Annotated in this window: 11 protein-coding genes; 9 read left to right on the forward strand and 2 right to left on the reverse strand. The window is 36.3% G+C overall.

Annotation, left to right across the window (positions count from 1 at the left end; genetic code table 11):
- Positions 1 to 74 precede the first annotated feature (74 nt).
- From B9N79_RS13600 to qoxD, 7 genes are all read left to right on the forward strand, one after another.
- Positions 75 to 1,832 carry a sensor histidine kinase gene (locus tag B9N79_RS13600; protein ID WP_040058338.1) on the forward strand — a complete coding sequence of 586 codons (1,758 nt, stop codon included), beginning with the start codon at positions 75 to 77 and terminating at the stop codon, positions 1,830 to 1,832.
- A complete protein-coding gene (locus B9N79_RS13605; protein ID WP_040058337.1) occupies positions 1,807 to 2,544 on the forward strand; it encodes a LytR/AlgR family response regulator transcription factor in 738 nt (245 codons plus the stop codon). Before B9N79_RS13600 ends, B9N79_RS13605 begins: the two co-directional genes overlap by 26 nt.
- 132 nt (positions 2,545 to 2,676) lie before the next feature.
- Positions 2,677 to 4,473: a carbon starvation protein CstA gene (gene cstA, locus B9N79_RS13610; protein WP_040058336.1), complete on the forward strand. Its 1,797-nt coding sequence runs from the start codon at positions 2,677 to 2,679 to the stop codon at positions 4,471 to 4,473.
- 289 nt (positions 4,474 to 4,762) lie between these two features.
- On the forward strand, positions 4,763 to 5,668 hold the full coding sequence (gene qoxA, locus B9N79_RS13615) for a cytochrome aa3 quinol oxidase subunit II (RefSeq protein ID WP_085118635.1): 906 nt from the start codon (positions 4,763 to 4,765) through the stop codon (positions 5,666 to 5,668).
- Between the two features lie 56 nt (positions 5,669 to 5,724).
- Positions 5,725 to 7,677 (forward strand): cytochrome aa3 quinol oxidase subunit I, encoded by a 1,953-nt coding sequence (gene qoxB, locus B9N79_RS13620; protein ID WP_019392843.1) that lies wholly within the window; start codon positions 5,725 to 5,727, stop codon positions 7,675 to 7,677.
- Positions 7,678 to 7,680: 3 nt separating this feature from the next.
- Complete coding sequence (gene qoxC, locus B9N79_RS13625) at positions 7,681 to 8,298, forward strand: cytochrome aa3 quinol oxidase subunit III (protein WP_019392844.1); 618 nt, start codon at positions 7,681 to 7,683, stop codon at positions 8,296 to 8,298.
- A 2-nt stretch (positions 8,299 to 8,300) separates the two neighbouring features.
- Positions 8,301 to 8,618 (forward strand): cytochrome aa3 quinol oxidase subunit IV, encoded by a 318-nt coding sequence (gene qoxD / locus B9N79_RS13630; RefSeq protein ID WP_019392845.1) that lies wholly within the window; start codon positions 8,301 to 8,303, stop codon positions 8,616 to 8,618.
- A 132-nt stretch (positions 8,619 to 8,750) separates the two neighbouring features.
- Here the strand turns inward: qoxD and B9N79_RS13635 are convergent, their stop codons facing one another.
- Both B9N79_RS13635 and tagU read right to left on the reverse strand, forming a co-directional pair.
- Positions 8,751 to 9,224 carry a MarR family winged helix-turn-helix transcriptional regulator gene (locus tag B9N79_RS13635; protein ID WP_040058334.1) on the reverse strand — a complete coding sequence of 158 codons (474 nt, stop codon included), beginning with the start codon at positions 9,222 to 9,224 and terminating at the stop codon, positions 8,751 to 8,753.
- Positions 9,225 to 9,395: 171 nt separating this feature from the next.
- Positions 9,396 to 10,334, reverse strand: a complete 939-nt coding sequence (gene tagU / locus B9N79_RS13640) for a polyisoprenyl-teichoic acid--peptidoglycan teichoic acid transferase TagU (RefSeq protein WP_040058333.1) — start codon at positions 10,332 to 10,334, stop codon at positions 9,396 to 9,398.
- 324 nt (positions 10,335 to 10,658) lie between these two features.
- Here tagU and B9N79_RS13645 point away from each other — a divergent pair, with 324 nt between their 5' ends.
- Both B9N79_RS13645 and B9N79_RS13650 read left to right on the forward strand, forming a co-directional pair.
- Positions 10,659 to 11,048, forward strand: coding sequence for a tautomerase family protein (locus B9N79_RS13645; protein WP_040058332.1), 390 nt, complete (start codon positions 10,659 to 10,661; stop codon positions 11,046 to 11,048).
- A gap of 111 nt (positions 11,049 to 11,159) precedes the next feature.
- On the forward strand, positions 11,160 to 11,924 hold the full coding sequence (locus B9N79_RS13650; RefSeq protein WP_040058331.1) for a MerR family transcriptional regulator: 765 nt from the start codon (positions 11,160 to 11,162) through the stop codon (positions 11,922 to 11,924).
- Positions 11,925 to 11,945: the final 21 nt, after the last annotated feature.

Genomic DNA, 11,945 nt, shown 5'->3' on the forward strand with positions numbered 1-11,945 from the left:
TTTTATAATTAAAAGATTTATCTCCCTATATTTCGCAATTTTCGATAAACTAAAAAGGAAAGGAGATAATAAGATTGATTCATCTTGTTCCACTAATGATTGAGCGGGTTGGCGTTATTGTAATTGCTGCTTTCATTCTTGCTCAAATGAAGTCATTTCGGCAAATTGTTCAACATGAGCAAGGAATAAAAGAAAAGTTCTTCATTTTATTTATCTTTGGCGTCTTTGGAATAATTAGCAATTATACTGGAATTGAAGTTCATCAGCGTGAAATCACTACAAGAACATGGATTGATGAAATTGGAACAGAAAATGCAATTGCTAACACAAGAATTATGAATATTGTGATAGGAGGTATATTGGGCGGTCCTTTAGTTGGAGGAGGAGTCGGAATTATTGCCGGGTTTCATCGCTATTCACTTGGTGGCTATACAGCATTTTCTTGTGCTATTTCTTCCGTTATTGCCGGAGTCTTTGCTGGTATAGTAGGAAAGTATTTTAAAGAAAGAATTACAAAATCACCTTGGTTTGCTGTTACGATAAGTATGTTAATGGAAGTAATGCAAATGATTATTTTGTGGGGTTCTGGGTTTAGGAGACTTGTCGAAACAATTGGAGTTCCTATGATTTTATTAAACGGTCTTGGCGCTTTTCTCTTTATGCTAATTATTATTTCAATATTAAGAGAAGAAGAACGAACGAAAGCTTTTCAAACACATCAAGCTATGAAAATTGCTGAAGAAACCCTTCCCCATTTTAGAAAAGGACTTAATAAACAGTCTTGTAAAAGGGTAGCAGAAATTATGTTGAAGAGAACAGAGGCAGATGCAATAGCTGTTACAAATGAAAAAGAAGTGCTTGCACATGTAGGAGTAGCAGAGGATCATCACATTGCTCCGGGAGATTTTGCTACAGAATTAACAAAGAAAGTACTAAAAAGAGGTGAAATTTTAACAGCTCATAGTAAAAGAGATATTTTATGTTTTCATTCCCATTGTCCTTTACAAGCAGCAGTAGTTTTACCATTAAAACTTCATGGTGGAACAGTTGGAACATTGAAACTTTATTTTGTTAGGGCGAATAAGCTAAATAAAGTAGAAAGAGAGTTAGCCGAAGGTTTGGCAAATCTTTTCTCTGTTCAACTTGAGTTAGCTCAAGCAGAAACTCAAGGGAAACTTTTGAAGGATGCTGAAATTAAGGCTCTTCAAGCACAAGTTCATCCCCATTTTCTTTTTAATGCTATTAATACTATCTCAGCTCTTTGTCGTGTCGATGTGGAAAAAGCTAGAGCCCTTCTTTTAGAATTAAGTCGATATTTCAGAAGAAACTTACAAGGAGCGAGGCATATTCTTATTCCTTTTGAAAAAGAGCTTCAGCATGTTCGTGCCTACTTGTCGCTTGAGCAAGCACGTTTTCCAGACAAATATAAAATTAACTTTAATATTGAAGCTACTCTTAAAGAGGCCCTTATTCCGCCATTTATTCTTCAACCACTTGTTGAGAATGCTGTTCAGCATGCTTTGTCAGCGCGGAAGAATGGGGGAGAGATTATAATAGAAGCTTATACAGAACAAGGAAAAATGATCATTAGTGTTCAAGATAATGGGCATGGCATTTCAAGTGAAAGGTTGTATATGCTTGGAAAAGAACCAGTGCATTCAAGTGAAGGAACAGGCACAGCCCTTTACAATATTTCTGAAAGATTGCAAGGGATTTATAATGAAGAGGCTTTATTTCAAATTAAAAGCACGGAAAACGGCACAAAGGTTACAATCACTATACCAGTGAAAGGAGACTATAAAAAAGATGTTGAAAGCTTTTATTGTGGATGATGAACCTCTCGCTAGAGATGAGCTAGCGTATTTGTTAAAGCGAAGTCGAAAAGCAGAAGTTATTGGAGAGACAGACTGTTTCGAAGACGCAGTAGAGAAAATTAAAGAGCTCGCTCCAGACGTTGTTTTTTTAGACATTGAACTAACTGAAAAAAGCGGTCTTGAGTTAGCGAACAAACTTCAATCTTTCAGTAAAATTCCAGCTATTATTTTTGCGACCGCATATGATGAATATGCACTACAGGCCTTTGATTTAAGCGCTTCTGATTATATATTAAAGCCTTTTGAAGAGGCACGTATTCATCAAGCATTAGACAAACTTGTGAAAAACTATGCTGCCGGAGATTTAATAGTAGAAGAGTCAATCTCTCATTCTTTGAAGAATTCCGGCAAAATAGCGGTTTTAGAAGAGGAACGTATCATTCTATTAGATTTTAAAGAGATTATATATATAGGTGCTCTTGATGGTAAAACGATTGTAAAGACGTTTAATGATCAATTTGTTACAAGTGAGACGCTTGTTTCACTTGAAAAAAAAACAGCTGCCTTTTCCTTTATTAGAGTACATAGAAGCTATCTTGTAAACTTTCAACATATTGTGGAAATACAGCCTTGGTTCAACTCTACTTATAATCTTTTAATGAAGGAGCATTCAACTATTCCTGTTAGCCGTACTTATGTGCGACAGCTTAGAGCACTTTTAGGTTTTTAATATGTATTTCATAACGCTTTTTTGCTTTTTTATTTCCTGTTTAGAGCGTTTCAGCATGAAAGTCTAATGAATGCGTTTTCATTTAGTATGATATATTTATATTATATGAGAAGGCAAGAGGGGGATGAAGAAATGAATGCGATTACAATTATGATTGCTTCCATTTGTATTTTAATGATTGCTTACCGTTTATACGGTACATTTATTGCTGTAAAGGTTTTGAAACTAAATGATGATAAGCCAACACCAGCATATACAGAAGAAGATGGAAAAGACTACGTTCCTACAAATAGGTGGGTCACATTTGGTCATCATTTTGCCGCTATTGCTGCAGCAGGGCCGCTTGTAGGTCCTATACTAGCAGCACAGTTTGGCTATTTACCAAGTATGATTTGGTTGCTTGTTGGCGCTGTGATTGGGGGAGCTGTCCATGATGCAGTTGTATTGTTTGCTTCAATGCGTAAAAAAGGTCAATCTCTTTCAGAAGTAGCAAAGGCAGAATTAGGACCTGTAGCAGGGTTTTGTACAGGACTTGCGATGCTTTTTATTATTACTATTACAATGGCAGGACTTTCAATGGTCGTTCTTCACGCACTTGAACGCAATCCGTGGGGAACATTTGCAGTTGGCATTACAATTCCGATTGCAATGGGAGTTGGGTTGTACCATAAGAAGACTGGAAATTTAAAAGGTGCTGCAACACTTGGCTTTATTCTTATCATGATTGGTGTATTTATTGGACCCTCGCTCCAAAATACAGCTATTGGTGATTTTTTAACACTTGATATGAATACGCTTGCTATTATTTTACCTATTTATGCTTTTTTTGCAGCAGCACTTCCTGTTTGGTTATTGCTTGCTCCTCGCGATTATTTGAGTAGCTTTATGAAAATTGGAGTGTTTTTAGCCCTTATTATAGGAGTATTTATTGTTAATCCAACTATTCCTTTTCCAGCCGTAACAGAGTTTATCCATGGCGGAGGGCCAGTTGTGGCCGGACCTGTGTGGCCATTTATTTCGATTACAATCGCTTGTGGAGCTATTTCTGGGTTTCATGCCTTTATAAGCTCTGGCACAACACCAAAAATGCTTGATCGTTGGAGTGATATTAAAGTAGTTGGATTTGGGGCAATGCTTGTAGAATGTGTTGTAGCTATTATGGCTTTAATTGCTGCTATTTCTCTTCAGCCTGGTGACTATTTTGCGATTAATTCTACACCTGAAATGTTTGCAACACTCGGGATGAGCGTTGAAAATCTACCACAGCTTAGTCAAGCGGTTGGACTTGATCTTGAAGGAAGAACAGGTGGAGCTGTCACACTTGCTGTTGGTATGACGTATATTTTTACAGAAGTTCCTTGGTTTAGCAACCTTGCTTCTTACTTTTTCCAATTCGTTATTATGTTTGAAGCAGTTTTCATTTTAACGGCAATTGATGCTGGAACTCGTGTTGCGCGCTATCTAATTCAAGACTTTTTTGGTGAATTTTATAAACCATTAAAACGAGTAGACTGGCTACCAGGATCTATTTTTGCAAGTGCATTAGCATGTGTTATGTGGGGATATCTTCTTTTCTCAGGAGACATTAGTTCTGTGTGGGCTCTGTTCGGAGTTTCAAATCAGCTTATGGCTTCCATTGGATTAATTGTTGGAGCAACGGTCATTTTAAAAATCGCGGACAAACGCTGGTATATGCTAACATGCCTCGTTCCACTTGCTTACTTATATGTTACTGTTAACTATGCAGGATACTGGATGGTGAAGAATGTTTATCTGAACCCAGATGCGACAGGATACAGTGTTTTAAATGCCATCCTTTCAATTATTATGCTTGTTCTTGGGATTGTTATTGTTGTTACAGCAATCAAGAAGTGGATGGAGCTGTGGAACAATCCAAATCTGAAGGCGAATATCAAATCTGCAATGTGATAAAAGATTTTCATTATAAGAAGAATATTTTTAATAAGATAGAGATTCTTTAGCCTATGCTAAAGAATCTTTTTTTATTTTTTTCAACGATCAAACTTTAGAGACCAAATCTATCGATTCGGTCTTTTCTTGATTTGTGGTATAAAAAGTCTCTAATTAGACAATTATGATTACCATTCGTGAACATTCAGTAAAATATTTAGTTTCATCATTACTTTCTATCTTTCGGCATCTAAAAACTAAAGGAATTCATTTCACCATTTTTTATATAAGGAAAGGAGACACATCAATGAAAAGGTTTCAAAGCATAAGTCGAAAGAGAGATTTAGTAGCAGCGTTAGCTTTTGTTTTATTATTAAGCGGCTGTGACATAAGGATGGGAGTATTAAATCCCAAAGGACCTGTAGCTCAAACTCAATATGATCTTATTATATGGTCCATTATCTTTATGCTTATTATCGTAGTGGTGGTTTTCGTTTTGTTTACTGTCATTCTTATTAAGTATCGGGAAAGACCGGACAATATGGATTACGAACCACCTGAAATGCATGGAAACAAACTTTTGGAAGTTATATGGACAGGAATTCCGATTATTATTGTTATTGCTCTTTCTATTCCAACTGTTCAAGCTATATTTGAACTGGAAGAACCACCCAAAACGTCAGCAGAAGAGCAACAAAAGCCTTTAGTCATTCACGCTACGTCAGCAGACTGGAAATGGATTTTTAGCTATCCTGAACAAGGTATTGAGACGGTCAATTATGTAAATATTCCAGAAGATCGACCAGTTGAATTTAGATTAACATCCACAAGTTCAATAACGGCTTTATGGATTCCAGAGCTTGGTGGACAGAAATATGCAATGGCTGGGATGGAAACAAGACTTTATCTACTGGCTGATAACCCAGGAACATATATGGGACGTAATGCAAATTTTAATGGAGAAGGGTTCGCTAAGATGGAGTTTGAAGTAGAGTCTCAAACAGATAAAGATTTCAAAGATTGGGTAGCAGAAGTTCAAGATACAGCTCCAAAGCTTACAAAAACAACCTATAGCAAAATTTTAGAGCAAAGTCATGTTGGACGTATGACCTATTCAAATACCCACTTAGATTGGGTTAATCATGCAGCACAAAAAACTTATTACAAAGATAAGGGAGAACATGACCCACATAAAAGTCATATGGATCATTGATTTCCCTCCATATAATCGAATGCCTTGATAACACAAGGGTAGGAGGAAGCTATAAAATGAAGCTTGATGAATTTTTTGTCACAGGTGAACCTTTAATCTACGGTGCTTATGTTTCCATTGCTGTGGCAACTTTAGGGATTATCTTCGTTTTAACCTATTTTAAAAAATGGAAATGGCTTTGGACAGAATGGATTCCAACAGTAGATCATAAAAAGATTGGTATTATGTACATCATTGCCTCGCTTCTTATGCTTTTTCGCGGTGGTATAGATGGTATGTTAATGCGTACACAGCTCGCACTGCCGGAATTAAAAGTCTTAAGTTCCTCACATTATAATGAAATTTTTACAACGCATGGAACAATTATGATTTTATTTATGGCTATGCCCTTTCTCATTGGGTTAATGAATATCGTTGTACCCCTTCAAATTGGAGCACGTGATGTAGCCTTTCCATTTTTAAATGCTATTAGTTTTTGGTCATTTTTTATGGGAGCAATGCTCTTTAATATTTCCTTTGTTATTGGAGGATCGCCTGATGCAGGATGGACAGCTTATATGCCACTAGCTGGGAATGAGTTAAGTCCAGGGCCAGGTCAAAATTATTATTTATTAGGATTACAACTTTCAGGGATTGGTACGTTAGCTACGGGGATCAACTTCTTAGTCACTATCTTAAGAATGCGAGCTCCAGGTATGACATTAATGAAAATGCCAATCTTTACATGGTCTACGCTTATTACTTCAATCATTATTGTTTTTGCCTTTCCAGTGTTAACAGTAGCATTAGCATTGATGACTTTTGATAGATTGTTTGGTTCTCACTTCTTTACTTTGGCAAACGGCGGTATGCCAATGATGTGGGCAAACTTGTTCTGGATTTGGGGACATCCTGAAGTTTATATTGTAATCTTACCGGCATTTGGTATATTCTCTGAAATTATTTGTACTTTTGCCCGTAAAACGTTATTTGGTTACAAAGCTATGGTGTTTTCAATGATTGCAATTGCAGGATTAAGTTTTATTGTATGGGTCCATCACTTTTTCACAATGGGGGCTGGAGCGGGAGTTAACTCATTTTTCTCCATAACGACAATGGCTATTTCTGTTCCAACAGGTGTTAAGATATTTAACTGGCTTTTAACCCTTTATAAAGGGCGTATTAAGATGACTGTTGCCATGATGTGGTCACTAGCGTTTATTCCAAACTTTGTTATTGGTGGGATAACAGGAGTTATGCTTGCCATGGCATCAGCTGATTACCAATATCATAATACATACTTTTTAGTAGCCCATTTTCATTATGTATTAGTCGCAGGAACTGTTTTTGCTTGTTTTGCAGGGCTTTATTATTGGTATCCAAAAGCATTTGGGCACATGCTTAATGAACGTTTAGGCAAGATTAGTTTTTGGTTGTTTATGATTGGGTTTAATGTCTGTTTCTTCCCCTTATATTTTGTAGGATTGATGGGAATGGCGCGTCGTATGTACACCTATTCACCAGGACTTGGATGGACAGGCATAAATATTGTAGCAACAATTGGAGCATTTGGAATGGGATTAGGATTTATTGTATTAGTGTATAGCATCTATTACAGTGCACGCTACGGAAAGCATGATGTAACGGGTGATCCATGGGATGGGCGTACATTTGAATGGATGATTCCATCACCACCACCACATTATAATTTTGCTAAAATACCGCAAGTAAGCCGTCTAGATGAATATTGGTACTTGAAAAAGGAAAAAGGCTTCAAGGAAGCACGTGAAGTGAAAGAGGAAGAGTTAAAACCGATTCACATGCCTAACAAATCTCATGTACCAGCCATAATGTCAGTATTCTTTTTTATTGCTGGATTTGGTCTTGTTTGGGAATGGTATTGGATGGCCATCCCAGGTCTAATTGGAGTTCTCGCTTGCATGGTTGTTCGTTCCTTTGATTATAATGATGGATTTTATTTAAGTGTTGAAGAAGTTAAAGAAGCACATAAAGTTGGGGAGGGCAATTAGCGTATGGCAGAGTCTACACAAATACATGACAAGAATGTCCCACTTGAATATTCAAAAGCCGAAGATCGGATGACGATCCTAGGCTTTTGGATCTTCCTTGGAGCTGAGGTTGTATTATTTTCAACTTTATTTGCGACATATTTAGTGTTACATTCACGTCCTGCAGATGGTCCCACTTCTGCTGAGTTATTTAAGCCGGAAATTGTTCTGATTATGACATTTCTCTTGTTAACAAGCAGCTTTACAGGAAGTATGGCTATTCATTATTTACGTGCTCAGAAGATGAAGAAAATGATGGTTTGGTTGTTACTCACGATGTTGCTTGGACTTGGTTTTTTAGGATGTGAAATTTATGAATTTCATGAATACATTGCCCTTGAAGGTGTATCAATTAAGACAAGCGCCTTCCTATCTGGATTTTTTGTGCTCGTTGGAACACATGGACTTCATGTAACGCTTGGAATTGGTTGGTTAACGCTTATTTTAATCCAATTAACACAACGTGGATTTACACCGAGAACAGCTCGTAAAGTCTTTATAATTGGTCTTTACTGGCATTTTTTAGATATTGTTTGGTTGTTTATCTTTACGCTAGTTTACTTATCAGGGATGGTGTTGTAACTGTGAATGAAAAAGAAAATATACAAGAGAGTCATGAGCGTTTTCCTTGGAAACTTGTAGTTGGTTTTGTGTTATCAATCGTTCTAACACTTTTGACAGTATGGGTAGCCTTTAGGTCTGGTTTTCAAGACAAAATGGTTCTTTCTCTTATGTTACTGTTGGCCTTTTTACAAGCGGGAATGCAACTTGTACTGTTCATGCATGTAAGAGAAGGATATGGAACTGTGCAAGTTAGCAACATGGTTCATGCCTTTTTTACAGCTATTATTATTGTAGCGGGTTCTGTTTGGGTAATGTCATTTGGGATGCATAATCATTAAAAACTTTCATCAATGTAAAAGAGTTGAGGTTGTTAGTAAGAGTAATATAACAAATGTAGTGTATATCTAACAATTAAGAAATAAAAAGCCCCTTGCCATGTTGCAAGGGGCTTCCCTTTGTTATGGAATATCTCATCTCAGCTTTACCTGATCTTTTTCTCTTTCCCCTTCAAGAAGAGAAGAGAGCATGGCTATGAGTGTTTCTTGTTCGTTATTGATGTTACCAAAAAACTCTTCATCAACAGCTTCTACAATAGGCAAAACATCTTTTACTTTTTGAGTCCCTTGCTTTGTTGTAGACAAGATCATCTCACGTTTGTCAGATGGGTTCTTTGAACGGATAATAAGTCCTTTTGTCTGAAGCGTTCTTACTACATCAGATACCATCATAATATTCGTTCCAGTAAAATCTGAAAGCTTTTTTTGCGTTACATTTTCTCCATGCGCACTTAAAAATTCATTCGCAGATAGCAGAATGAACTGCACATGAGTTAAATTAAAGGGACTAAGTTTTTTCGTAATTAGTCTCTGCCAAGCTCCAGTTACTTTCCACATCAGAAATCCGGGCCTTTCCTTCGGCACATTCAAGCGTGATTCCTCATTCACGTGATTTATCACCACTGTCTCTACAAATGTCATACAATCATTACGATAAAGTGAGATAAGGTTTATTCCAGTATGACAATATACCCTATTATTTATTTATTAAACTACTTTTTAAAAATCTTTGTATGCTAAATAATAAAAAAGATCTCTAGAAAAGAGATCTTCCTTTTATTATTTAATATTCAAGTGTTCTTTGAGTTCTGTTGCAAGCTTTTCACGTTCTGTCTCTGGAACAACGTAGTAGTAAACGCCGTCTACTTTTTGTCCTTCTCCACTTACTTGAAGCTGTTCTAAGCTGTGTCTAGCTTCCTTGTAGTTGCTTTGGATATCTTTCATATCATCAAAGGTTAAGTTCGTTTTAATATTTTTTCCGATAGTATCTAGAATATCTCCATAGTTGGCAAGGGTATTAAAACTAGCTCCTTTTTTAATTACTGCTTGAATGATTTGACGCTGACGTTCTTGGCGTCCAAAGTCACCACGTGGATCTTCATAACGCATGCGTGAGAATTTTAATGCTTCTTCACCATTTAGAGAAATTTGCCCTTTTTTGAAATGAACCCCATCATACGTAAAATCAAGGGAGTTATTTACCGTTACTCCTCCTACAGCATCAACGATATCTTTGAAACTTTCCATATTCACTTGTACATAATAATCAACAGGAACATCTAAAAAGTTTTCAACTGTATCAACGGCCATATTAACCCCACCATAAGCATAAGCATGGTTAATCTTATCTGTTGTACCATGGCCAATAATCTCAGTTCTTGTGTCGCGCGGAATGCTGACCATTTTCATTGATTTTGTATCAGGGTTCACCGTCATTAAAATCATGGAATCTGAGCGACCTCTGTCACCTTCACGCTCATCTACCCCTAGTAAAAGAATAGAGAGTGGATCTTTTTCAGAAAATTTTACACCTTCATCTCGTTTCTCAGAAACTTTACGATGTAGTGCTTGATGTGTGCCATCAAGTGTATTTGCAAGTGAATGGTACATATAATAAGCAAATCCAAGTCCGCCTAAAATCAGAAGAATAAAAATAATGATGATTGTCTTTAAAAGCGTTCTTTTTTTCTTTGGTTTCTTCTTTGCTCTGCTTTCCATTATGTGTTAAGCCCTCATCTTTCCTATAGGTAGAAACAAATTCTTTTTTATTATATTACAAGACTTCCTAAAAAAGAAAGAAGTTTATATAGGTATAAAGAATGTGTATTTTGTACTTTTTTACAAGTGTGAAGCTGAATACGTTAAAAAAGACATTTTTAATAGCTTATTTAACGAAAAATAAATTCCTTTTAAAAGAAAGAAGGATAGTAAGGGATGAGGTTAGAATAGTAGATAAAGAGGGAAGTTCTGTTAGTTAGAAACACTTTCGTTTTTATATGTGGAACATCTTTCATCATGGGACAAACATATAGGAGGTTTACAATGCCATTACTTAAATTTGACGTTATTGAAGGAAGAGATGAACAAAGTTTAAAAAATCTACTCGATGCAGCTCATCGTGCTATGTTAGAAGCATTTGGCGTACCTGAGCGCGATCGTTATCAAATTGTCCATCAACATCCACCACATGAATTGATTATTCAAGATACAGGGTTAGGATTCGAACGTAGCCACGACCTTGTTGTTATTACAGTTACAAGTAAAGAACGCACAGAAGAGCAAAAACAAAAGTTATATAAACTTTTAGCACAAGAACTTCATGAAAGCTGTGGAATTCGTCCAGAAGATATTATGGTTTCAATTGTAACTAATGGAGATGCAGACTGGAGCTTCGGAATGGGTGAAGCGCAGTTTTTAACAGGTAAGTTATAAATAAAGAGTATGAAAGAAGAAACGTTCATCGTTTCTTCTTTTTTTATATAAAATACTTTGACATTCACGCAACGTCAAAGTGTATCGTTAATTTGCAAGGAGGGAGAAGAAATGGAATATACCGTTCAAAAGTTAGCCCGCTTAGCTGGTGTAAGTGCAAGAACACTTCGATATTATGATGAAATTAATCTTTTGAAACCAGCGCGCATAAATTCCTCAGGATATCGAATTTATGGGGAACATGAAATCAATCAACTGCAGCAAATCCTATTTTATAGAGAGCTAGGTCTTCATTTGGAAAAGATTAAAGAGATTGTAGTTTCTCCAGCTTTTGATCGTTACAAAGCATTAAAAGAACACCATCTTGGGCTTCTTGAAGAAAAAGAACGGATAAACAAACTTATTCAAAATGTAGAAAAAACAATATATGCAGAGGAGCGAAATGAGAAGATGAATGACAAAGAGAAGTTTGAAGGATTTAAAAAAGAGCTTGTTGAAGAGAATGAGAGAAAATATGGAAAAGAAATTCGTCAAAAGTATGGAGGAAAGGAAGTAGAACATTCAAATCAAAAAGTACTAAATATGACAGAAGAGCAATATAAAGAACTAACGGCTACTGAGAAGGAAATGTTCGAAAAATTAAAAAAAGCGTTTGAAGAAGGCGACCCGCAGAATGAAAATGCATTAAAAGCAGCAGAGCTCCATAAAAAATGGCTTCTTTATTACTGGAATAGCTATAGTAAGGAAGCTCATAGAGGTCTTGGTGAGATGTATGTATCAGATGAGCGATTTAAGCAATACTATGATCAACATGGTGATGGATTAGCTGAGTTTTTAAGAGATGCCATTTATGCGTACACGAAAATAGAAAAATAGGAAAGCTAAAAAACGGACACA

Origin of the sequence: Priestia filamentosa (genome assembly GCF_900177535.1) — a bacterium.
Lineage (GTDB): Bacteria > Bacillota > Bacilli > Bacillales > Bacillaceae_H > Bacillus_I > Bacillus_I filamentosa.